A 22,695-nucleotide genomic window follows, 5' to 3' on the forward strand; every position below is an offset into this window, starting at 1 on the left:
GACGAAAAGGAGAGGTTTAACCATGTTTGATTTTCGTTGGAGATCCGTTCTGGCAATCGTTCTCGTACTGTCGAGCGCCGCGTTCCACGGCTCCCGTGCCGCAGCGGCAGAGGCTCGGGCCTACTTCGCCGGCGGATGCTTCTGGTGCGTGGAGGCCGACTTCGAGAAGGTGAAGGGCGTCAGCGAGGTCGTCTCGGGATTCATGGGCGGAACGGTCGCGAACCCGACCTACAAGCAGGTGACTCGAGGTGGCACCGGCCACTACGAGGCTGTCGAGGTGCGCTACGACCCGAACGTCGTGAGCTATGCGCAGCTTCTGAACCTGTTCTTCCGCAGCGTCGACCCTACCGATGCCGGCGGTCAGTTCTGTGACCGCGGCGAGAGCTACCGAACCGCGATCTTTGTCTCGAACGCTCAGGAAAAGGCCGCCGCGGAGCAGGCAAAGACGAACGCGCAGTCGGATCTCGGCCAGAAGATCGTGACCCCCATCCGGGACGCCGCAGCCTTTTATCCGGCGGAAGCCTACCATCAGGATTACTACAAGGGGTCGAGCATCATCCTGACGCGTCGCGGGCCGAAGTCGCAGAAGGAAGCCTACAAGTTCTACCGTTCCTCCTGCGGGCGCGACGCTCGCGTGAAACAGCTCTGGGGCTCTGCCGCGCCGTTCGCCAGCTGACATTTCGCCTTTCACCCTTGAGTGCCCGCCGTTAGATTCAGGCAGAGCACTTGGGGGTGTGAAGAGTGACCGTCGCCAACGCCGCCGTCACGCCGATGATGGCGCAATACCTCGACATCAAGGCCGCACACGCCGGGGCTCTCCTGTTCTACAGGATGGGCGATTTCTACGAATTGTTCTTCGACGATGCGGTGCAAGCCGCCGAGGCGCTGGACATCGCCCTGACCAAGCGCGGCAAGCATCTCGGCGAAGACATCCAGATGTGCGGCGTGCCGGTCCATTCCGCCGAAGGCTATCTTCTGACCCTGATACGAAAGGGCTTCCGCGTCGCTGTATGCGAGCAGCTCGAAGACCCTGCCGAAGCGAAGAAGCGGGGATCGAAGTCAGTCGTGAAACGCGGTGTCGTTCGCCTCGTCACGCCGGGAACCCTGACCGAAGAAACACTTCTCGAGGCACGGCGCCACAACTTCCTCGTCGCGCTGGCAGAGGTTCGAGACGAGGCCGCGATTGCTTGGGTCGATATTTCCACCGGGGAGCTTCGCGTGATGGAGACGACGGCGAGCCGCTTCGCGCCCGAACTGGCGCGCCTGGCCCCGTCCGAAGTTATCCTGTCGGAGAACCGGTACTCGGACTTGTGCGACCTCATCGGCGACACGGGTGCCGCGATCACTCCGCTGACGCCGGCCAGCTTCGACAGTGCTTCGGCGACGAAGCGGCTCGAGGCGTTCTGGAGGGTCCAGAGCCTCGACGCCTTCGGCACGTTCACGCGGGCCGAAGTGTCGGCGCTCGGCGCGCTGATCGACTATCTCGAGCTGACGCAGAAGGGACATCTGCCGCTCCTTCGCCCCCCGCAGAGGGAAGCGTCGGGCGGTATGGTCCAGATCGATGCGGCGACACGGCGGAACCTGGAACTGACCCGTTCCCTTTCAGGGACGCGCGAGGGGTCCCTTCTCCAGGCCATCGACCGGACTGTCACGGCGTCGGGCGGACGACTGCTGGAGGGACGGATATCCGCACCGTCGCGGGACCTGAACGTCATCCGAGACCGCCTCGACGCGCTGGACTGGTTTCTCGCCGATGCTGCGCGCCTCGACCGTATCCGATCCGCTCTCCGCAACTGCCCTGACATCCAGCGTGCCTTGTCGCGCCTGGCACTCGACCGAGGAGGCCCCCGCGACCTTGCCGCCATTCGGAACGCACTCGCCGAGTTTCCTGCCATCGTTCAGACGCTCAAAGAGCAAGACCCCTCTCTGCTGTCGTCGTGGGAGAAGGCTCTACACGGCTTCGACGGTCTCTCGGCGACGCTCGAAGACCTTCTGGTCGCCGAACCTTCCCTTCTCGTCCGCGACGGCGGGTTCATCGCCGAAGGCTGCGATCCCGACCTCGATGAAGCGCGCCAGCTTCGCGACGAAGGACGGGGTGTCATCGCGACCTATCAGAGGCGATACGCCGACGAGACGGGCATCGGGTCCCTGAAGATCAGGCACAACAACGTTCTGGGATACTTTATCGAGACGACCTCGACCCATGCGGAACGGATGATGGCCGCACCTTTGAACGAGCGTTTCATCCACCGTCAGACGACGGCCAGCGCGGTTCGGTTTACGACGGTCGAGCTGAGCGAGATGGAAAAGAAGATCCTTAACGCTGGTTCTCGGGCTCTGGACATTGAAAAGGGTCTTTATGAAAGGCTTAAGCGGCAGGTTCTCGACCTTGCGCCTCAGCTTCAGCATGCCGCGCAAGCTCTGGCCGAACTGGACGCGGCGGCAGCTTTGGCTTTTCTCTCCCGCAGTGAGGACTGGACGCGTCCCGTCGTGGATGACACTCGCACGTTCCGAATCGAGGCTGGCCGTCACCCGGTTGTCGAAAAGGCGCTAAAGGCGGGCGGCTCTCCTTTCATCGCCAACGACTGCGACCTGTCCGCCGACCTGGGATCGAAACTCTGGCTGCTGACCGGTCCGAACATGGCAGGCAAGTCCACCTTTCTTCGACAGAACGCCCTGATCGCGCTTCTCGCCCAAGTCGGAAGCCACGTCCCGGCCGGGGCGGCGCACATCGGACTTGTCAGCCAGCTTTTCAGCCGGGTCGGAGCGGCGGATGATCTGGCGCGTGGACGGTCGACCTTCATGGTCGAAATGGTTGAGACGGCGGCCATTCTGAACCAGGCCGACGACAAGGCGCTGGTCATTCTGGACGAAATTGGCCGGGGCACGGCGACTTACGATGGCCTTTCCATCGCCTGGGCCACGCTGGAACACCTTCACGACGTCAATCGCTGTCGTGGTCTGTTCGCGACGCACTATCACGAACTGACCGAGCTTGCGGACCGGCTGGACGGCGTTGTCAACGCGACGGTGGCGGTCAAGGAATGGGACGGGGAGGTCATCTTCCTGCACGAGGTTCGACAGGGAGCTGCCGATCGCAGTTACGGTGTCCAGGTGGCGCGCCTTGCCGGTTTGCCCCGGTCGGTGGTCGACCGCGCGCGGGTCGTGCTGGACGCGCTCGAGAAAGGGGACCGAGAGGGTGGTGCGCGCAAGGCCACGCTGATCGACGACCTGCCGCTCTTTTCGGCCGCCGCGTCAGCGGCGCCTGCCAGAACGACACAGGAGTCGATCGTCGAGGACCGCCTCCGCGACGTCCGTCCCGACGAGATTAGCCCGCGAGAAGCTCTCGACGTGCTTTACCGGCTGAAGGCCCTGCTGGATTCCTAGGACGACGGCATCGAGCTGACGCCTACACGTGCCGGCCGGAGCAGCCGGTCGTGCAACATGAAGCCGTCAGCCTCGACCTGGATGATTTCGCCCGCCCTTGTGCCGGGAAGCGGCGCCTCGAACATGGCCTCGTGCTGCTGAGGGTCGAACCGTTCGCCCACCTGAGGGGAAATGGGTTCGATCCCGTGTTTTCTGAACACGTTCAGAAGCTCGCGCATCGTCAACTCGACGCCCTCGATGACCGCCTTGTGCTCTTCGCGACCCTCGTCGGAAATCGACTGCACCGCCCGCTTCATATTGTCGAAGACCGGCAACAGGTCGCGGGCAAGCTTCGAACCGCCGTACTGTTCCGCCTCGCGTCGGTCACGTTCGGACCGCTTCCGGGCGTTTTCGGCATCGGCCAAGGCGCGCATGAACTTGTCGCGCAGGTCGTCACGCTCGGCGATCAGCTTTTGAAGCCGCTCGTCATCCTCGGGATCCTCCAGTGCCTCTGGCGAATCGATGTCGATCAGCTCTTCCTCTTCGACGGTCTTTTTCGGGTCGTTCGTGCTCATTACTGGCCTCGGTCTGCAATAACGCGGCCCAACAGCTGCGCCGTGTAGTCTACGATAGGTACGATTCTTCCGTAGTTCAGGCGCGTCGGTCCGATGACGCCGATCGCTCCGATGATCTTCCGGTCAGCGTTCATATAGGGAGAGACGACCAGAGAGGAACCGGAAAGTGAGAAAAGCTTGTTCTCGGACCCAATGAAAATCCGCACGCCTTCGCCGTCCTGCGTAAGATTGAGGAAGTCCGCGATGTCGCGCTTCCGCTCGAGATCGTCGAATAGCGTCCTGATGCGTTCAAGCTCGGCCTCCTCGGCGCTTCCCGCCAAGAGGTTCGAGCGTCCGCGAACGATCAGCCGTTCCGTCTCGGTGCCCTCGTTTTCCCAGATCACCGTGCCGTTTTCGACCAGGTCGCGGGCCAGGTCGTTCAGTTCCTGCCGACGCTTGCCGATCTCGGCTGCAATCACGCGGCCCAATTCGGACAAGGTGTGTCCGGCGACTATGGAATTCAGGAAGTTTGCCGCCTCGCGAAACGAGCTGGCCGTCTGGCCCGCGGGCGGATTAAAGACGCGGTTTTCGACGTGCCCGTCGTTGAACACCAGCACCACGAGAGCGCGGTCCGGCGCCAGGCTCACGAATTCGATGTGACGCACAGGCGCTTCGTGCTTCGGCGCAAGAACGAGGCTGGCCCCGCGCGTAACGCCGGACAATGCAGCACCCACTCGATCCAGGATCGACGTGACCGAGGAGTCGCTTCCTGTGATCTCGGCATCTATGGCATCGCGGTCCTCGGACGTCGGATCGCCGACCTCGAGAAGTCCGTCGACGAACATTCGCAGACCGAGCTCTGTCGGGATGCGTCCGGCCGACACATGCGGCGACCCGAGAAGGCCCAGGTACTCCAGATCCTGCATGACGTTTCGGATCGTGGCAGCGCTGACCTTCTCGCTCATCTCGCGGGTCAACGTTCGCGAGCCGACAGGGTCGCCCTTGGTGAGATACGACTCCACCACCCGGCGAAAGACCTCGCGCGACCGATGGTTCATTTCTTCCAGCAGCTTTCCGGTGTCCGTCATTGGATCCCACGTCGCAGAAGCGGTGCAATTAAAGGGAAGGCGGGGGTGACGTCAATCGGGGTTGAAGCAATCCGACCGTCCGACTATCAACCGCCGACACTGAGGAGACACCGATGAGACCATCCGGACGGGCCGTGGGCGAAATGCGCCCGGTGTCTATCGAAACCAGCGTGACGCGCCATGCCGAGGGGTCTTGCATGATCCGCTGCGGCGACACGCATGTCCTGTGCACCGCCTCAATCGACGAACGCGTCCCGCCATGGATGAAGAATTCGGGTCTCGGCTGGGTCACGGCCGAATACGGCATGCTGCCCCGGGCGACGCACACGCGTGGCAAGCGCGAAGCCAAGAATGGCCAATCCGGCCGCACTCAGGAAATCCAGCGTCTGATCGGCCGCGCCCTTCGCGCCTGCGTCGATCGCCCTGCTTTGGGCGAACGCCAGATCATCATCGACTGCGACGTGATCCAGGCCGACGGTGGCACGCGCTGCGCCTCGATCACGGGGGGATGGGTTGCGCTTCGGCTTGCGGTGAACAGCCTGATGAAGGCCGGTCTCGTGCGGACCGATCCACTGACTGACCACGTCGCGGCAGTATCATGTGGCATCTATGCCGGTCAGCCGGTGCTGGATCTCGACTATCCCGAGGACAGCGAAGCCGGCGTCGACGGTAACTTCGTTCTCACAGGGCGCGGCCGTCTGATCGAGGTGCAGATGTCCGCCGAAGGCGCGACCTTCGCGCGAGACGAGATGTCGACGCTTCTCGACCTCGCCTCAGCCGGGATCGACACCCTCGTGGCCGCGCAAAAGACCGCGCTGGTCTGATGCGGCGCTTCGTCGACGACCGTCTTCTCGTCGCGACCCATAATCGGGGCAAGCTGGAAGAGATCGCCGACCTCCTGTCGGATCACGGCATTTCGGTTGTGGGCGCTGCAGACATGAACCTGCCCGAACCGGACGAGACGGGCACGTCCTTTGTCGAGAACGCCCGCATCAAGGCCCATGCGGCGGCGCAGGCGACCGGAATGCCCGCCCTCTCGGACGACTCCGGCATCGAGATCGATGCGCTGCAAGGGGCCCCGGGTGTCTATACCGCGGACTGGGCCGAAACTCCGAATGGTCGCGACTTCGGTCTGGCCATGACGCGCGCTCACGACGAGCTGATTGCGTCCGGGGCCCCTGAACCCTGGACGGCGCAGTTCTGCGCCACCTTCGTTCTTGCCTGGCCCGACGGACATGACGAAGTCTTTCCTGGGAAGGTCGAGGGACGTTTCGTCTGGCCGATGCGGGGCGATCAGGGACATGGATACGATCCGGTCTTCCAGCCTGATGGCCACGACACCACTTTCGGCGAGATGGACCGTTGGCAAAAGAACCGCATGAGCCATCGCGCGGATGCCTTCCGCAAGCTCAAGGCCGCCATCGGCCATGGATGAGAGGCCCGGCTTCGGGCTCTATGTCCACTGGCCCTTCTGCCAGTCCAAGTGCCCCTACTGCGACTTCAACAGCCATGTGTCGGCTTCCGTCGACCATGTGGCCTGGCGAGAGGCGCTTGCGTCGGAAATCAGGCGTAGCGCTGCCGAAACCGGATCACGCGTCATCGACACGATCTTCTTCGGCGGCGGCACGCCCAGCCTGATGCCGCCCGAAACGGTAGGCGCCGTCATCGAAGCGGCGAGGTCATCCTGGACCGCGTCGAATGACATGGAGATCACGCTCGAGGCGAACCCGACCTCGGTCGAAGCCGGACGCTTCCAAGCTTACGCCGACGCAGGTGTCAATCGCGTGTCCGTTGGCGTGCAGTCGCTGGTCGAAGACGACCTCCGCGCCCTTGGCCGTCTTCACAGCGTCGAAGAGGCGCGGGCAGCGGTGGCGACGGCTCAGCAGATCTTTCCGCGCGTATCGTTCGACCTAATTTACGCCCGGCAGAACCAGACGCTTGAGTCGTGGCGAAACGAACTGGCCCAGGCTCTTTCGATGTCGTCCGGTCACCTGTCGCTTTACCAGCTTACCATCGAACCCAGTACCGCGTTCGGCGATCGTTTTAGTAAAGGATCGCTCCGTGGTCTGCCCGACGAGGACCTGGGCGCGGACATGTTTGACCTCACGCAGGACATGACCGAAGCAGCTGGGCTGCCGGCATATGAAACGTCGAACCACGCGTCTCTGGGCCACGAAGCGCGTCACAACCTCATCTACTGGCGGTCTGGCGAGTGGGTCGGCGTCGGGCCTGGCGCGCATGGGCGACTGTCCTTGCCTGAGGGCCGGACGGCAACTGAGACGCATCTGGCGCCCTTGAAGTGGCTGGCTGCCGTGAGAGATGAAGGAAGCGGCGAAAGCCTTCGCATCCAGCTTTCGCCCGAGGATGTTCGGGAGGAAGCTGTCCTGATGGGGTTGCGGCTTGGCGAGGGCGTGTCTCTCGACGGTCTGAAAAACGTCAAGGCAATCAACGAGTTGACCGAACTTGGGCTCATCGAAGTTGCGTCGGACCGCGTTCGTCTGACCCGCAAGGGCAAGCCTCTCCTGAATGCGATCCTGAGGCAGCTTCTGACTTAGACTTCACCTGCGCCCGTCGTCACGGACAGGCGTCTGCACACTTCGTCCAACTCGGTCAGGTCACGGTATCGGATGGTCAGCGTTCCGTTCTCGGTTCCCGCCGCGTGATCGATTGTCACCTTCATACCAAGAGCGGCAGCAAGGTCGCGCTCGATTTGCCTTGTGTCAGCATCTTTTTCGGTCCGGTTCGCTACGCCTTTCGCCTTTGATCCCGAACCCTTCGCCAGACGCTCGGCCTGACGCACCGAGAGGCTGCTCTTTGCGATTTGCCGCGCGAGTGTGACCGGATCTTCAGCTGTCACGAGTGCGCGCGCGTGGCCTGCGGAGAGGGTTCCCTCGCGGACAAACGACAGGACTTCGTCGGGCAGATTGAGCATGCGCAGGAGGTTCGCGATGTGGCTGCGGCTTTTCCCCATTGCCTCGGCCAGCTTTTCTTGCGTGTGCCCGAAGCGGTCCATCAGTTGGCGATAGCCAGCGGCCTCTTCCACCGCGTTCAGATCGGCCCGCTGGATGTTCTCGATGATGGCGAGCTCCAAGACCTCGGTGTCGTCGAGCTCCCGCACGATGGCTGGCACTTCGTGAAGGCGCGCGCGCTGCGCCGCACGCCAGCGCCGTTCGCCCGCGACGATCTGATATCCGCCGGGGTTCCTGGGATCGGGTCGCAGGATCAAGGGCTGGATGATGCCCTTCTCCCTGATCGATGTGGTCAGCTCCTCGAGTGCGTCCTCGGTAAAGGTGCGGCGGGGCTGATCCGGATTTGGCAGGATGCGGTCGATGGCGACCGTTGCTTCGGCCTTCCGCGATCCTGAAGATCCTGCAGCAGAGGGTGCCTCCACATCCGCCATGAGGGCCGAAAGCCCACGACCTAATCCCCGACGCTCGACTTTTGCCTGTGCCATTGGCCGCTACCCTATGATGCGGAGTGCTCGATCTTCTCTACCACTTCTTGTGCCAGTGCGCGATAGGCCAAAGCACCTTTCGACGTAGGATCGTAGCTCAGGACTGGCATCGCGTACGATGGCGCTTCCGACAGCCTGACGTTCCGGGGAACCACGGTGTCATAAACCAATGCCCCCAAAGTTTGTCGCGCGTCGGTCTCGACCTGCTGGCTCAGGTTATTGCGGGCGTCGTACATCGTCAGAAGGACGCCCTCAATCCGAAGGTCCGGATTCGCCGATTGGCGAACTTCTCGGACCGTTCTCATTAGCTGCGACAAGCCCTCTAGCGCGAAGAACTCGCTTTGAAGCGGAATCAGCACCGAGTCCGACGCCACCATGGCGTTGATCGTGAGAAGGCTCAGGGATGGCGGGCAGTCTATTAAGACGAAATCTAGCTCGTAACCGTCGATGGCCGGCTGTCGCAGGGCATCATGAAGTAAAAAGCTTCGCTTTTCGATCGACATCATCTCGATATCTGCAGAGCTCAAATCGGTTGTCGACGGGGCGATAAGCAAACCTTCGACCGACGTCTGCCGGATGACCTTTTCGATCGGCGTCTCATCCAGGATCAGGTCATATGTCGTGTAATCGCGATCCTCTGCCGCAATTCCCAAGCCTGTGGATGCGTTTCCTTGAGGGTCGAGATCGACGAGCAGGACGTTGTAACCTTCTTCGGCCAACGCAGCGCCCAGATTGATTGCAGTGGTCGTCTTTCCCACGCCGCCCTTCTGGTTGGTGATCGAGATGATCCGCGGCGGCGGCGTCCTTGTCGGATCAGACACGCTCGATATCTCCGATTTTCAATATGACCGCTGCGGGATCAGTGGCGCTTACGGTCTTCTCGCAGCGGAACTTCCATCTATCAAGGGCAGTCGCGATTTCATCATCCGCCTTTGCGCCCTTCATGAAAAGCGCCGTCCCACCAGGAGCCATGTGACGTTTGGCGTATTCGAGCAGCTTGTCGAGCGATCCAAGGGCGCGGGCTGAGATGATGTCCGCATTCAGCGGATCGATCTCTTCGATGCGATGTGCGGCAACGTTAAACGCCACTCCCGTTTCGCGAGCGACGGCACGAAGGAAGGCGGCCTTCCTTTGGTCCGACTCGATCAGAGTAACTCTCATCTCCGGGCACGCTTCAGCCGCAATGATGGCAATCACCGCGCCCGGGAACCCCCCTCCACTCCCCAAGTCCGCCCAGACCTTGCCCCCGTCAGGACCGAGCTTCCAGAGTTGCGCGGAGTCGACAAAGTGTCGCTGCCACACATCAGCCAGAGTGCCTGAGCCAACCAAGTTTATGCGAGCTGTCCACTTCTGCAGGAGGTTTTCGTAAATACTCAGCCGAAGGTATGTTTCACGTGAAACATTATCGCTCCAGTCATAGTCTTCCGCCCTCATCACGCAGATTTCTTAGCACCCTGGCGAAGCTTCGCGAGGATGAGGGTGAGCGCGGCAGGGGTCATGCCTTCGACCCGCCCAGCCTGTCCGAGACTTTCTGGCCGCGTCGCTTTGAGCTTTTGGCGAAGTTCATTGGAGAGCCCAGTCATTCGCTCGTAGTCGAAGTCCAAAGGGATGAGATGAGCCTCGTCGCGCTTCAGGCTTGCCGCTGCCGAAGCTTGGCGCCCCAGATACTGTGCGTAGAGCGCGTCATTCTTCAACTGCTGGCGGACAGTAGGATCGACCTTCTCAAGCTCAGGCTTTATTCGAAGGAGAAGCGCGAAGTCGACGTCGGCGAAGGACAGGTACTGGTCTGCCGTCCGCCGTTCGCCTCCCGCAGCAACACGCACTCCAACCGCAGCAGCTTCACGTGCTTCAATCTCGGTTTCGGCCAAAAGCGTGCGGCCCTGCCCGATGAGCTCCATCTTTCGCACGAAACCGGCCTGCCTGCTCTCGCCGACGCAGTCGGCCGCAATTCCCAATGGCGTAAGGCGCTGATCGGCATTGTCCGCCCGTAGCGACAGCCGAAATTCCGCGCGCGAAGTGAACATCCGGTACGGCTCGGTCACGCCCCGTGTAATCAGGTCATCGACCATCACGCCCATGTAAGATGTATCGCGACCGAACGAGATCGGGCCCAAGTCCAATGCGCAGCCTGCCGCATTCAGTCCAGCTACCAGCCCCTGAGCCGCAGCCTCCTCATAGCCGGTAGTGCCGTTGATCTGACCTGCAAGATAAAGGCCTGGCACATCCTTCAGCCTGAGGGATGACGTCAGCGCACGGGGGTCGACGTAGTCGTATTCAATGGCATACCCGGGCTGAGCGATGATGGCGTCCTCAAGTCCATTGATCGAACGAACATATGCCTCCTGCACCTCCTCGGGAAGCGACGTCGAGATGCCGTTGGGATAGACGAGATCGCTGGTATGTCCTTCAGGCTCCAGGAAAACCTGGTGCGAGGCTTTATCGGCGAAACGGACTACCTTGTCCTCGATCGACGGGCAATAGCGCGGGCCCACGCCATCAATGTGACCGCCATACATGGCTGATCGGGCGAGATTGGTGCGTATGATGTCGTGGGTCTTCTCATTGGTATGAGTTATTCCACACGACACCTGAGGCGCGGTAACGCCCGTCGACAGGAATGAGAACAGCGAAGGCTCCTCGTCACCCGGCTGCTGCTCCAAACCTTCCCAGTCGATGGAACTCTTCTTGAGTCGAGGTGGCGTGCCTGTCTTCAGTCGGCCAAGAGGCAATCCGAAATTGTCGATCCTCTCGGCCAACCGCACAGACGCGCGGTCGCCTACACGCCCGCCGGCCCGAGAGACGTCGCCGATGTGAATGACACCACGAAGGAACGTACCGGTGGTCAGGATAACAGCGGCAGAGCGAATCTCGGATGCATCGGACAATGCGACGCCGGCAACGGTGTCGCCGTTCATAAGAAGGTCGGTAACCTCCCCCTCCACGACCTCGATTCCCGGATGCGAGTCGATTTCACGCAGCATGGCCCTCCGATACAGGTCACGGTCTGCCTGCGCACGCGGCCCCTGAACAGCGGGGCCCTTGCGACGATTTAGAAGGCGGAACTGGATCCCCGCCTCGTCGGCCACACGCCCCATCAGACCGTCCAAGGCATCGATCTCGCGAACGAGGTGGCCCTTACCCAACCCTCCGATTGCAGGATTACAGGACATGACGCCGATGCCGTCGCGACGCAATGTCACCAGGATAACCTTCGCACCACGACGTGCGGCAGCATGAGCCGCCTCGCATCCGGCATGTCCGCCCCCAACCACCACTACATGCGTCTCATGATGTTTCACGTGAAACATGGGCCTACTTTCCAATACAGAAGCTCGAGAATATCTCGTCGAGCACATGCTCGACGTCTACCCGACCCACCAGGCTATCCAGCGACCCGATTGCATACCGCAAGTCTTCGGCGGTCAGATCCACGCCGTCCGACGTCATTAACCGATCGCGCGCGATTCCCAAAGAGGTAGCGGCATTCACCACGGCACGCGCTTGCCGCTCACGAATGATTAAGCCCGCACCAGCCGACCGGCCCTCAAGGACGGAGGTGATGCGCTCGATGAGTTGATTGATGCCCGCGCCTGTCAGCGCCGAGAAGTCACCGGGTACAAGATCCGACTTCGACACGACCACGACATCCTCATCGCGAGGCTGGACTGCAGGCGCATCCTCGGCCGAGGCTTTCAAGATCACCCTCAGGTCCGCAGCGTCTGCCCGGCGCCGAGCGCGGTCAACGCCCATGGCTTCGATCTCGTCCTGCGCCTCACGAAGTCCAGCGGTATCGACCAGCGTCACCGGAAGCCCCGAGAGGTTCATCCTGACTTCGATCACGTCGCGGGTCGTGCCCGCGATCGACGAGGTGATCGCAGCCTCTCGTCCCGCCAAGGTATTCAGCAGAGTGGACTTGCCGACATTGGGAGGGCCGACGATCGCGATCTCGAAACCCTCGCGTACCCGTTCCGCTGCCTTCAGGCCCGACGCTTCCTCTATTAGCTCACGCTGAACACTTTCGATCAAAACCGTCACTTCGGGGATCACATCGACCGGAACATCCTCGTCTGCGAAATCTATCGTCGCCTCCAAAAGCGCTGCGGCGCGAATTAACCGCTCCCGCCAGGACTGCGCCCTAGCACCCAGAGCGCCGGAGAAAACGCGAAACGCCTGTTTGCGCTGAGCCTCGGTTTCCGCCTCGATGAGATCCGACAGGCCTTCAACCTGTGACAGGTCAAGCCGCTCGTTCTCGAGCGCTCGCCTAGTGAACTCGCCTGCCTCCGCCAGCCTCAAGCCACTCCGTCTACCCAGATCACGCAGCACCGCATCGACCACGGCGACTGAACCGTGCAGGTGCAATTCGACGACGTCTTCCCCCGTAAAGCTGTCCGGCTCGGGAAACGTCAGAACAAGCGCCTTGTCGAGGATCCCTTGAGCGCCCAGAAGCGTACGAAGAGAGGCACGGCGCGGCGCAGGCAATCGTCCCGCCATCTGCTCCAAGGCCGAGAATGCCTGCGGTCCTGACAGGCGCACCACGGCAACGCCGGAGCGACCCCGCGCGCTCGCCAGGGCAAAGATCGTGTCCATAAGCCTAACCTACTGTTCTAAAACAGAGATTCACGCGTTCATGGAGTCAAAGAATTCCGCGTTCGACTTCGTTTGCTTCAGCTTCGACAGCAGGAACTCGACAGCATCCGTGGTGCCCATTGGGTTGAGGATGCGGCGCAGCACAAAGGTCTTCTGAAGGTCGTTCTTGTCCACCAGAAGGTCCTCCTTCCGAGTGCCGGACTTGAGGATATCCATCGCAGGATAGACCCGCTTGTCGGCAACCTTGCGGTCCAGAACGATTTCCGAGTTACCCGTTCCCTTGAACTCTTCGAAGATGACCTCGTCCATCCGGCTACCGGTATCGATCAGCGCAGTCGCAATGATCGTAAGGCTGCCGCCCTCTTCGATGTTCCGTGCAGCACCAAAAAAACGCTTGGGCCGCTGGAGGGCGTTCGCATCGACACCGCCGGTCAGAACCTTGCCCGACGAGGGAACGACGGTGTTGAACGCACGGCCAAGACGCGTGATCGAGTCGAGCAAGATCACAACGTCGCGCTTGTGTTCCACCAGGCGCTTTGCCTTTTCGATGACCATCTCCGACACAGCGACGTGACGGGTGGCAGGTTCGTCGAACGTCGAGGACACGACCTCGCCCTTGACCGAGCGCTGCATGTCCGTCACCTCTTCCGGCCGCTCGTCGATCAGAAGGACGATCAGGTAGCACTCCGGGTGGTTGGTCTCGATCGAGTGAGCGATGTTCTGCAAGAGCACCGTCTTACCCGTCCGCGGCGGTGCCACGATCAGACAGCGCTGACCCTTTCCGATAGGAGCAACGAGGTCGATAACGCGGGCAGAGCGATCCTTGACCGTCGGATCCTCGATTTCCATCGTCATACGCTCGTCGGGATAGAGCGGGGTCAGGTTGTCGAAGCTGACCTTGTGGCGCGCCTTGTCGGGATCTTCGAAATTGATCGTCTCAACCTTCGTCAGCGCGAAATATCGTTCCTGATCGTTCGGCTCGCGTATCACGCCCTCGACCGAGTCCCCGGTGCGCAACGAATGCTGCCGGATCATGTCGGGAGAAACGTAGATGTCGTCAGGACCCGGCAGATAGTTCGCCTCGGGCGAGCGAAGGAAGCCGAAGCCGTCCTGCAGGACCTCCAGCACCCCGTCGCCCCCGATGATCCAGTCTTCATCCGCCCTCTCGCGCAGAATCGAGAACATCATCTCGCCCTTGCGCATGGTCGAGGCGTTCTCGATCTCGAGCTCCTCTGCCATGGACAGCAGCTCTTTGGGCGACTTCGACTTGAGGTCGGCGAGATTCAGACGGTCGGTCATTAGAATGCCTTTCGGACGCCGTGCCCCGGGCAGACGAAACGGTAGGGAGTGGGAGAGTTACGAACACGAGGACCGCGTCCGGTCGCGTAGATATGCAACTAACAAGCGCGAGTCAAGAAGTGTCAGAACTTCACGATGACCGAGAAAACGATGATGATCACGAGCAGCGTCGGGACTTCGTTCATCATACGGAACGCCCGACCGCTCCTCGTATTCGTCCCCGCCGCCAGTTCCTTGCGCCGGTACCCCAGCCAATGGTGAAACCAGGTCATCGCCAGGACGCCCGCCGCCTTCGTCCACGGCCAGACCAGCGACCAGTCGACGATGCCCGGTGTGAAGACCAACATGAGCCCGAAGACCCAGGTGGCGATCATGGCGGGGTTCATGATGAGGCGGAACAGCTTTCGCTCCATCATCGAGAAGGTCTCATGGATATGGCTGTCTCGCCCTGCCTGCTCGACATGATGCACGAAGAGCCTCGGGAGATAGAACAACCCCGCCATCCAGGAAATGACCGAGAGGACGTGAAGCGACTTCGTCCAGGGATAGAGGCTGGCCAGTATCTCGGACATGCGGCGTCTCCGTAAGCTCGGAGCCTCTTAAAAGAAAAAGAGAATGAAAGAAAAGATGATGTGATGATAGGGCACAGGGACAAGTGGAGTTCATGCGTTGCGCGCCGAGTTGTGCACAGGGAGCATGGCGACATCCCCACTTCACAACGCGGAACGGGAAAAACAGAAATTCATGAGGAATTCATAACTCTTAAAGTTTAGCTGCACACTCGCTGGCATGTGGATAACCGGGGGAAATCCCAGTGAACGTTGAGGAAGCGCACAGGGTCGGCGATGACGAAACCCACGGTGGAAAACACTCGGACTTTTCGACCGGCACATGCTAGATCGTTCGCTGTTCTGGGAATCCTTCGAGTCTCGGCGGTATCGTCCCTAGGTTCCAGGCCTCGCCTTTCACAGGTTTATCCACATGGTTCAGCCGCTTATTTTGGCATCAGGCTCGGCGATCCGCGCTGAACTTCTACTTCGCGCGAACGTCCCGATCGAGATCTTGCCCGCAACCGTCGACGAGAGCGCGATCAAGGCGTCGCTTCTAGCCGAAGGTGCGTCGCCGCGCGACATCGCCGATGCGTTGGCTGAAGCGAAGGCGCGAAAGATCGCGTCAAAGCGCCCGGAGGCGCTGGTCCTGGGCTGCGACCAGGTTCTGGAGTTCGACGGCACCATCCTCTCGAAGCCCGCGACGGCGGACGATGCTGTTGCGCAGATCCAAGGCCTCCGAGGAAAGCGGCACGACCTTCACTCGGCGGCTGTGGTGTACGAAGGTGCGACCCCCCTTTGGCGCTATGTAGGACACGCTCGGATGTGGATGCGCGACATCTCGGACGCCTATGCCCGCGACTATGTCGACCGCAACTGGGAGAGCATCAGCACCTCTGTCGGCGGCTACAAGATCGAGGAGGAAGGCGTGCGCCTGTTCTCGCGCATCGAAGGTGACCACTTCACGATCCTGGGCCTTCCGCTTCTGCAACTCTTGCCTTGGCTGACAGCCAGAGGCACCCTGCCGGAATGAGCACAAAGCGCATTCCTCTGGCCGGCGTCATCGGGACTCCAATCTCGCATTCGAGATCGCCGCGGCTGCATCAGCATTGGCTGCGGCGCTATGGGATCGCCGGCCACTACATCCCTATGGATATCGCGTCCCCCGACCTCGAAGACGCTCTGAGGGTGCTTCCGAAGGTGGGTTTCGTCGGCCTGAACGTGACGATTCCGCACAAGGAGCACGTCCTCACGATGGCCGACAGCGTCACCGACCGCGCCGCTCTCATCGGGTCGGCGAATACGTTGACCTTTCGCGAGGATGGCAAAATCGTCGCGGACAACACGGATGGTTACGGATTCATCGAGAACCTTCGACAGGGCGCGCCTGACTGGAACGCCGCCGACGGACCGGCGGCTGTCATAGGGGCAGGCGGAGCGGCGCGCGCCGTCATTGCGTCGCTTATCGACGCAGGCGCACAGGAGATCCGGCTGACCAATAGAACCAAGGCGCGGGCGGACACGCTGCGGCGCGAGTTCGGGCACAAGATCGAAGTCATTGACTGGGTGCAGGCGGGCAATGCGCTCGACGGCGCTGCAACCGTGGTGAATGCGTCTTCGCTCGGCATGGTCGGCAAGTCCGAAATGCGGATTCCCCTCGACGGACTGTCCCGCGACGCCGTCGTCACAGACCTTGTCTATGCCCCTCTCGAAACGCCGCTTCTTCAATACGCCCGCGCCTTGGGGTGTCGGACGGTCGACGGCCTCGGGATGCTGCTGCACCAGGCTGCTCCCGGCTTCGAGCGCTGGTTCAACATGAAACCCGAAGTCGACGACGCACTGCGCGACGCTGTTCTGAGGTGAGCCGACCGATCGTCATCGGACTGACCGGCTCGATCGGGATGGGAAAATCGACAACGGCGGCGATGTTTCGCGATCTGGACGTGCCTGTCTGGGACGCCGATGAGGCCGTCCACCGTCTCTATTCAAAGGGAGGCGGCGCTGTTCCACGACTTCGCGCGCTCTGCCCCGACGCTGTCGTCGACGGCGCAATCGACCGAGAGACGCTCTCTGACGCGATAGGGAAAGACCCTGACCTTCTCGCGCTTGTCGAGGCGGCAGTTCACCCGCTGGTCGCAGAGGATCGCGCAAAATTCGTGGCCGGAACGAACGCACCCGTTGTCGTGGTCGACATTCCGCTCCTCTTCGAAATCGGCGCCGAAGCTACAGTGGATATGATCGTCGTCGTCTCCGCACCCGCCGAGGAACAGCGACGGCGCGTCTTGTCGCGTCCGGGCATGACGCCGGACAAATTCGAGCTGATCCTGAACCGCCAGGTTCCTGACGCCGGAAAGAGGGCACGCGCGGACGCCGTGATCGAGACCACATCGCTTGAAGCCGCCCGCGCCGCTGTCCATGATGTGGTCGAGCAGGCAAAGGCATTCGGCAGATGATGCGCGAGATCGTTCTCGACACCGAAACCACCGGACTGGATCCCGAGACTGGCGACCGCATTGTCGAAATCGGCGCGGTCGAACTGCATGGGCACGTCCCGACGGGACGGACCTTTCACCAGTACCTCAACCCCGAGCGCATGGTTCCAAAAGAAGCCATAGACGTCCATGGCCTGACAGACGACTTCCTGCGCGACAAACCTCTGTTCCGCCATGTCGCGAAGGAGTTTCTAGACTTCATCGGTGACGCGAAGCTTGTGATCCACAACGCCGCGTTCGACATGAAATTCCTGAACGCCGAATTGCGCTGGCTCGGGCTTCCCCAGATCCCGTGGGAGCGCGCCGTCGACACCCTGGACATCGCTCGGCGGAAGTTTCCCGGTTCGCCGGCATCGCTGGACGCACTTTGCCGCCGCTACTCCATCGACAACTCGGCAAGAACGCTGCACGGCGCTCTTCTCGACAGCGAGATTCTGGCAGACGTTTATCTTGAACTGATCGGCGGGCGTCAGCCGGACCTTGTCCTAGCCCCAGTCGACCAGAAGCGGACGGGAAGCGATGTGACAGAAGCGTGGCGTCCCCAGCCGCGCCCCCGTCCCCTTCCCGCCCGGCTGACCGAGGCCGAGGTAGCGGCACACGAGGCATTCGTCGGGAAGATGGGGAGTGGGGCGCTTTGGCTGACGTTCAGTTCGCCGGCGTAGGCGTTTCGGTCTTTCCAGCCTGCGCCTGCTGTCTCTGGGCGAGCTGCTGACGGTAGAGTGCGACGAAATCGATCGTGTCCATGTTCAAGGGCGGGAAGCCGCCGTCGCGGGTCACGTCGCTGACGATCCGGCGGACGAACGGGAAGATCATCCGCGGGCATTCGATCAGAAGAAACGGGTGAAGCTGGTCGTCGGCTACGTTTTCGATCTGGAAGAGACCGGAGTACTCGAGCTCGAGCACGAAAAGCACGGCATCGGTGCCCTTGTTCTTCGAGGTGATGTTGAACTTGGTGACCACCTCGTACTGGTTCGCATTCGAGCCCTTGCGAGCGTCGAGGGCGACCTGGACCTGGATGTCGGGCTGCACCTGACCTTCGACCGGTTTGCGGGCCAGGATGTTCTCGAAGGACATGTCGCGGATGAACTGTCCCAGCACCTTCATCTGCGGCATCTGGGGTGTCTGCGGCGCGGCGCCGTTTCCATTTTCGGCCATGAGGCTCTCCGTCTGGATAAAATTCTTGTTCGGACCTCTATAGCGGCGTGGCAGCCTCCCCTCAATGGCGGGTCCAGCCAGAGGGTCCCTTCCGTGGCTCGATCTCCTCGAACTCACCTTCGATCACGTTCGGATCGACTGGGGCCTGCGGCGGCGTACCGTAGTTGAACCGTTCAATGACGACCCGTTTTCGAACGGCACGAAAGATGGATTCGCGGATGCCGGGCACGAGAAGGGCGAAACCGACTGCGTCGGTGAAAAACCCCGGCGTCAGAAGAAGTGCGCCCGAAAACAGGATCATCGCTCCATGCGCGAGAGGTCCGGTCGGATCGCTCAGACGTTCCATCGATCCGCGAAGCTGGGCAAGAACGGCCATGCCCTGGCTTCGGACGAGGAAGGTTCCCAAGACCGCTGTGCCGATCACGATGGCCAGCGTCCACCACAGCCCGATCAGTCCGCCGACCTGGATGAAAAGCGCAATCTCGATGAGCGGAACGAGAAGGAACGGAAGAAAGAGCCGCATGATGTCCTCTTGGTCGCAGGGGGTCCGGTGGACTCGCACCCAATCAGCACCTACATATGGACCCTGATGTCAGAATGCCAAACCCTGTCCCGAGAGAACGCATGAGCTCCTCCTTGATCCAGCTTCTGGTCCTTGCCGGCATTGCCGTGTTTCTGATCCTGCGCCTGCGCAGCGTTCTCGGCACCAGAGAGGGCTTTGAAAAGCCCGCAGTGACGCAAGCCCCCGGCCGTCCGTCTCGTCGCGCCGACTTCGACGTGATCGAGGGCGGACCCGATCACGACATCACCGACCACGTCGAGGATGGGTCGCAAAGCGCCAAGGCTCTGGCAGCCATGAAGATGGCCGAGCCAGGCTTCATGGTGAAGTCGTTCCTCGAAGGGTCCCGTTCGGCCTATGAGATGATCCTCATGGCATTCGAAAGTGGTCATCTGACGCCCGTCCGCGACTTCCTGTCCGACGATATCGAGCAGACGTTCCAGTCCGTCATCGACGCTCGGAAGGCAGAAGGTCTGTCGATTGACGCGAATTTCGTTGGCGTCCGTGAAGTTACGCTGAAGGAAGCCGAGTTCGACCGCCAGACGAGCGAGGGAGAGATCACCGTCCGCTTCGTGGGTGAGCAGACCTCGGTCGTGCGGAACGCCGCAGGCGAAATCGTCGAGGGCAATCCAAGCGAGATCAAACGTCAACGCGACGTCTGGACCTTTGCTCGCAAGATGGGCGTTAACGATCCCAACTGGCAGTTGGTGGCTACCGGCGAATGACCCCTGGCAGCGGTCTTGCTGCGTTCCTGCTCCTGACAGTGTCCGCCCTTCCCCTTCCCCTTTCTGCCGAAGTTAGCCTTCTGGAGTTCTCCGCCTTGAAAGGGTGGGAGTCCGACAACCACGAGGCGGCGCTTGAGGTTTTCCGGTCCACCTGCGAGGACATGACCTTCGGGGACTGGTCCGCCGTGTGCGCTTTGGCAGATCGTGCAACGGACGCCCGCACCTTCTTCGAAACCGTCTTCCGTCCCCTCCTCATCACGGACGGCTCTCCAGCGCTTTTCACTGGATACTACGAGCCCGAGCTTGTCGGATCTCTCAAAGAGAGCGAGCGCTTCAGCGTTCCCCTTTACCGTCGTCCACCCGAGGCGCCCGAAACAGGCGAGTGGTTCAGCCGCAAGGAGATCGAGGACCTGTCCGTCTTGAAGGGGCGCGGCCTGGAAATAGCCTGGGTTGAGGATCCCGTCGAAAAGTTCTTCCTCCAGGTCCAGGGGTCCGGACGGATCAGGCTGGAAGACGGAAGAAGCATTCGCGTCGGCTATGGCGGCAAGAACGGTCACCCTTACCGGTCGATCGGAGAAGAACTGATCCGGCGCGGCGTCTTCGAGGCTCATCAGGTCTCGGCACAAGTCATCCGGACCTGGGTTCGGGACCACCCCGAGGAAGGTGCCGATCTTCTGAACCATAACCCCTCGTACGTCTTCTTCCGCGAAGTCAGCCAGGTTCCCGCCCACATGGGTCCGCTCGGGGCGATGGACCGTTCGATCACGGGCGGCCGCACCATCGCCGTCGATCCCGAGTTCGTGCCCCTCGGGGCACCCGTCTGGATGGAGAAGGACGGCGCTTCGCCCATGCGGCGTCTCATGGTCGCGCAGGACACCGGCTCGGCAATCAGGGGCGCGCAGCGCGGTGACATCTTCTTCGGCACCGGTGGGCAGGCGGGACGACGGGCCGGTCGGGTGCGAGACGGCGGCAGGATGATCGTCCTCTTGCCGATCGAGGAGGCCCTTGCCCGGATCGACGGGTCATGAGCCGGCGTCCCCGGCGGCTGGCTCCAGAGGAGGAGAAGCTGTGGCAACGCGTTGTCCGCACGGCCTCCCCTCTTGATCCGCACAAACCTTCCAGCGCGCTGTCCATGAAACAGCGGCTCGAGTCACGGCCGAAGCCGCTGATCCCCGAACCCGATTTCGACATCAAGCCTTTCCGCGTCGGTGAGACCAGTCAGGCCGCGCTCTCTGGTCCCGCCCGCAGCGACGAGCCTGTCGACCGCCCGATGCGGATGGATCGCAAGGGATTCGGGCGCATGAAGCGAGGCAAGGCAATCCCTGAAGCGCGCATTGATCTCCATGGCATGACGGCCGCAGCGGCCGAAGTCGCGCTTCGGTCTTTCCTCTTGCGTGCGACCTCCGAGGGCCGGCGCCTGGTCCTTGTTATCACCGGTAAAGGCCGCCCTGCCCCCGAACATGACCCAGTTCCCCGGCAGACCGGCGTGTTGAAGCGAGCCGTTCCAGAATGGTTGACGCGACCGCCCCTGTCCCATCTCGTCCTGGACTGGACCGAGGCGCATAGACGTCACGGGGGCTCAGGCGCGCTTTACGTCTACCTCGCCCGCGCTCGGTAACCGACGCCGGGCGGTATCGACGGCTGTCCACAACAGGACGCCTGACGCCGCGAAGTAAACGACGATTCCCAGCATCTGTGTCGGGAAATCAAGCCCCTGGTCGATCAACACGCCCGAGAGGCCCGGACCGACAGCGGATCCGAAGACCATCAGGCTTGTCGCCGCTGCCTTGATCGACCCGATGTGCCGCGTGCCGAAGAACTCGGCCCAGAAGGCCGTCATGATGGTGGCCTGTGTTCCGTGCGCCACCCCGAACAGGACAAAGGCCAGGGCGGCCACGGGAAGCGTTGGCGCCAATGCCAGGACAAGAAAACCCAGAAGCCACGGCACCAGGACGACCCGGATAAGCACTGCCGAGCCAAGCAGGTCGATAAGATACCCCGCGACGAAGGTCATCGCGACCGACACGACGGTCATCAGCGGAACGAGCGCAAGGTATTCTGTCAGCCCCCATCCCTTCACGTCGGCGATATGGACCTGTTGGAAGAACAAGGCCGTGCCCCACGCGGGCGGGCCTAGAAGCATGGGCACGAGCATCCAGAAGAATGCGGATCGAAGGACTTCGGGGCGGGTCCAGTGCCGTCCGTCCATACCGGCCGCGTCGTCTGAATGAGCGAGAGACTGCGGCGTCCGTTCCAAGGTCAGAAGCCACAGGATCAGTGGGAACGTGACCGCGACAAGCGCAGCGGCAAGGAACCACAGGGCGCGCCACCCGTGGGACGGCAAGAGGCTCGCGAAGACCAGCGGCAACGTAGCCTGCCCGATCCAGAAGCCCATGCCGGCAATCGACAACGCAATGCCGCGACGCGCCACGAACCACCGTGCCATCGAGACCGACGCAAGTTGGAACATCATGCCTTGCCCCAGGATTCTCAGAAGGAAGATGGCCGCCAGCAGGCCCGCGACGGACCCGCTCGCCCCCATGACCACGCATGACAGAGCCAACCCGGGCACCACCAGCCAGGCCAGTTGACGAACGCGGAAACGGTCGCTGAGGGCGCCCGCGAAGAACATCACGACGGCAGAAGCCGTCGTCGCGGCAGTATACACCAGGCCCCACTCCCCGTCCGACAGCGCGAAGTCGGCCATGATCGACGCCGCGAAGACCGAAATGAAGAAGGTCTGGCCGTAGCTGGAATTCAGCGTCAGCACGACACCCACGGCCAGGAAACGGGCGTTGTCGCGAACGAAGGTCAGAGCGGTCATTGCCTTCGTCTCTGCCTCTTACCCGTCGATGAAAAGAGACCTTT

24 protein-coding genes are annotated in these 22,695 nt (G+C 61.8%); 12 read left to right on the forward strand and 12 right to left on the reverse strand.

What is annotated here, in order from left to right:
• Positions 1 to 22 precede the first annotated feature (22 nt).
• The gene (gene msrA / locus EF888_RS21180; RefSeq protein ID WP_109759195.1) at positions 23 to 676 is read left to right on the forward strand and encodes a peptide-methionine (S)-S-oxide reductase MsrA; all 654 of its coding nucleotides are present in this window, start codon (positions 23 to 25) and stop codon (positions 674 to 676) included.
• A gap of 95 nt (positions 677 to 771) precedes the next feature.
• Positions 772 to 3,387 (forward strand): DNA mismatch repair protein MutS, encoded by a 2,616-nt coding sequence (gene mutS / locus EF888_RS21185; protein ID WP_109759370.1) that lies wholly within the window; start codon positions 772 to 774, stop codon positions 3,385 to 3,387.
• On the opposite strand, the gene EF888_RS21190 is transcribed toward mutS, so the two are convergent.
• On the reverse strand, positions 3,384 to 3,941 hold the full coding sequence (locus tag EF888_RS21190) for a nucleotide exchange factor GrpE (RefSeq protein WP_109759196.1): 558 nt from the start codon (positions 3,939 to 3,941) through the stop codon (positions 3,384 to 3,386). The two genes, mutS and EF888_RS21190, sit on opposite strands and share 4 nt — an antisense overlap.
• Entirely contained in the window at positions 3,941 to 5,008 is a 1,068-nt protein-coding gene (hrcA, locus tag EF888_RS21195; protein WP_109759197.1) for a heat-inducible transcriptional repressor HrcA, read from the reverse strand. The genes EF888_RS21190 and hrcA overlap by 1 nt, the downstream gene beginning before the upstream one ends.
• 113 nt (positions 5,009 to 5,121) lie before the next feature.
• On the opposite strand from hrcA, the gene rph reads away from it, so the two are divergent.
• Genes rph through hemW form a run of 3 tightly spaced genes read left to right on the forward strand, consistent with a single transcriptional unit; the run spans position 5,122 to position 7,563 of the window.
• On the forward strand, positions 5,122 to 5,832 hold the full coding sequence (gene rph / locus EF888_RS21200; RefSeq protein WP_109759198.1) for a ribonuclease PH: 711 nt from the start codon (positions 5,122 to 5,124) through the stop codon (positions 5,830 to 5,832).
• Positions 5,832 to 6,443, forward strand: a complete 612-nt coding sequence (rdgB, locus tag EF888_RS21205; RefSeq protein ID WP_109759199.1) for an RdgB/HAM1 family non-canonical purine NTP pyrophosphatase — start codon at positions 5,832 to 5,834, stop codon at positions 6,441 to 6,443. The genes rph and rdgB overlap by 1 nt, the downstream gene beginning before the upstream one ends.
• On the forward strand, positions 6,436 to 7,563 hold the full coding sequence (gene hemW / locus EF888_RS21210) for a radical SAM family heme chaperone HemW (RefSeq protein WP_109759200.1): 1,128 nt from the start codon (positions 6,436 to 6,438) through the stop codon (positions 7,561 to 7,563). The genes rdgB and hemW overlap by 8 nt, the downstream gene beginning before the upstream one ends.
• On the opposite strand, the gene EF888_RS21215 is transcribed toward hemW, so the two are convergent.
• From EF888_RS21215 to EF888_RS21245, 7 genes are all read right to left on the reverse strand, one after another.
• On the reverse strand, positions 7,560 to 8,462 hold the full coding sequence (locus EF888_RS21215) for a ParB/RepB/Spo0J family partition protein (protein ID WP_109759201.1): 903 nt from the start codon (positions 8,460 to 8,462) through the stop codon (positions 7,560 to 7,562). The two genes, hemW and EF888_RS21215, sit on opposite strands and share 4 nt — an antisense overlap.
• An 11-nt stretch (positions 8,463 to 8,473) precedes the next feature.
• A complete protein-coding gene (locus EF888_RS21220; protein WP_109759202.1) occupies positions 8,474 to 9,283 on the reverse strand; it encodes a ParA family protein in 810 nt (269 codons plus the stop codon).
• Complete coding sequence (gene rsmG / locus EF888_RS21225; protein ID WP_109759203.1) at positions 9,276 to 9,896, reverse strand: 16S rRNA (guanine(527)-N(7))-methyltransferase RsmG; 621 nt, start codon at positions 9,894 to 9,896, stop codon at positions 9,276 to 9,278. Before rsmG ends, EF888_RS21220 begins: the two co-directional genes overlap by 8 nt.
• Positions 9,896 to 11,770: a tRNA uridine-5-carboxymethylaminomethyl(34) synthesis enzyme MnmG gene (mnmG, locus tag EF888_RS21230; RefSeq protein WP_206508381.1), complete on the reverse strand. Its 1,875-nt coding sequence runs from the start codon at positions 11,768 to 11,770 to the stop codon at positions 9,896 to 9,898. Before mnmG ends, rsmG begins: the two co-directional genes overlap by 1 nt.
• Positions 11,771 to 11,774: 4 nt before the next feature.
• The gene (gene mnmE / locus EF888_RS21235; RefSeq protein ID WP_109759204.1) at positions 11,775 to 13,049 is read right to left on the reverse strand and encodes a tRNA uridine-5-carboxymethylaminomethyl(34) synthesis GTPase MnmE; all 1,275 of its coding nucleotides are present in this window, start codon (positions 13,047 to 13,049) and stop codon (positions 11,775 to 11,777) included.
• 30 nt (positions 13,050 to 13,079) lie between these two features.
• The gene (rho, locus tag EF888_RS21240; RefSeq protein WP_109759205.1) at positions 13,080 to 14,348 is read right to left on the reverse strand and encodes a transcription termination factor Rho; all 1,269 of its coding nucleotides are present in this window, start codon (positions 14,346 to 14,348) and stop codon (positions 13,080 to 13,082) included.
• 122 nt (positions 14,349 to 14,470) lie between these two features.
• Positions 14,471 to 14,920, reverse strand: coding sequence for a CopD family protein (locus EF888_RS21245; protein ID WP_109759206.1), 450 nt, complete (start codon positions 14,918 to 14,920; stop codon positions 14,471 to 14,473).
• Between the two features lie 409 nt (positions 14,921 to 15,329).
• On the opposite strand from EF888_RS21245, the gene EF888_RS21250 reads away from it, so the two are divergent.
• From EF888_RS21250 to dnaQ, 4 genes are read left to right on the forward strand one after another with little or no spacing between them, the layout of a single operon-like run.
• Positions 15,330 to 15,929 carry a Maf family protein gene (locus EF888_RS21250; RefSeq protein WP_109759207.1) on the forward strand — a complete coding sequence of 200 codons (600 nt, stop codon included), beginning with the start codon at positions 15,330 to 15,332 and terminating at the stop codon, positions 15,927 to 15,929.
• Positions 15,926 to 16,759 carry a shikimate dehydrogenase gene (locus EF888_RS21255; RefSeq protein WP_109759208.1) on the forward strand — a complete coding sequence of 278 codons (834 nt, stop codon included), beginning with the start codon at positions 15,926 to 15,928 and terminating at the stop codon, positions 16,757 to 16,759. Before EF888_RS21250 ends, EF888_RS21255 begins: the two co-directional genes overlap by 4 nt.
• Positions 16,756 to 17,349 (forward strand): dephospho-CoA kinase, encoded by a 594-nt coding sequence (coaE, locus tag EF888_RS21260; RefSeq protein WP_109759209.1) that lies wholly within the window; start codon positions 16,756 to 16,758, stop codon positions 17,347 to 17,349. Before EF888_RS21255 ends, coaE begins: the two co-directional genes overlap by 4 nt.
• A complete protein-coding gene (dnaQ, locus tag EF888_RS21265; protein ID WP_109759372.1) occupies positions 17,349 to 18,050 on the forward strand; it encodes a DNA polymerase III subunit epsilon in 702 nt (233 codons plus the stop codon). The genes coaE and dnaQ overlap by 1 nt, the downstream gene beginning before the upstream one ends.
• Here dnaQ and secB read toward each other — a convergent pair.
• Positions 18,034 to 18,543, reverse strand: a complete 510-nt coding sequence (secB, locus tag EF888_RS21270) for a protein-export chaperone SecB (protein WP_109759210.1) — start codon at positions 18,541 to 18,543, stop codon at positions 18,034 to 18,036. The two genes, dnaQ and secB, sit on opposite strands and share 17 nt — an antisense overlap.
• Before the next feature lie 61 nt (positions 18,544 to 18,604).
• Positions 18,605 to 19,066 (reverse strand): FxsA family protein, encoded by a 462-nt coding sequence (locus EF888_RS21275; RefSeq protein WP_109759211.1) that lies wholly within the window; start codon positions 19,064 to 19,066, stop codon positions 18,605 to 18,607.
• Between the two features lie 101 nt (positions 19,067 to 19,167).
• Here EF888_RS21275 and EF888_RS21280 point away from each other — a divergent pair, with 101 nt between their 5' ends.
• From EF888_RS21280 to EF888_RS22365, 3 genes are all read left to right on the forward strand, one after another.
• Positions 19,168 to 19,827: a Tim44/TimA family putative adaptor protein gene (locus tag EF888_RS21280; RefSeq protein WP_109759212.1), complete on the forward strand. Its 660-nt coding sequence runs from the start codon at positions 19,168 to 19,170 to the stop codon at positions 19,825 to 19,827.
• Positions 19,824 to 20,855 carry a murein transglycosylase A gene (mltA, locus tag EF888_RS21285; protein WP_109759213.1) on the forward strand — a complete coding sequence of 344 codons (1,032 nt, stop codon included), beginning with the start codon at positions 19,824 to 19,826 and terminating at the stop codon, positions 20,853 to 20,855. The genes EF888_RS21280 and mltA overlap by 4 nt, the downstream gene beginning before the upstream one ends.
• 320 nt (positions 20,856 to 21,175) lie before the next feature.
• Positions 21,176 to 21,445 carry a Smr/MutS family protein gene (locus EF888_RS22365; protein ID WP_241239926.1) on the forward strand — a complete coding sequence of 90 codons (270 nt, stop codon included), beginning with the start codon at positions 21,176 to 21,178 and terminating at the stop codon, positions 21,443 to 21,445.
• Here the strand turns inward: EF888_RS22365 and EF888_RS21295 are convergent.
• A complete protein-coding gene (locus EF888_RS21295; protein ID WP_109759215.1) occupies positions 21,407 to 22,651 on the reverse strand; it encodes an MFS transporter in 1,245 nt (414 codons plus the stop codon). The two genes, EF888_RS22365 and EF888_RS21295, sit on opposite strands and share 39 nt — an antisense overlap.
• Positions 22,652 to 22,695: the final 44 nt, after the last annotated feature.

This window comes from Silicimonas algicola (genome assembly GCF_003970735.1).
Classification (GTDB): Bacteria; Pseudomonadota; Alphaproteobacteria; order Rhodobacterales; family Rhodobacteraceae; genus Silicimonas; species Silicimonas algicola.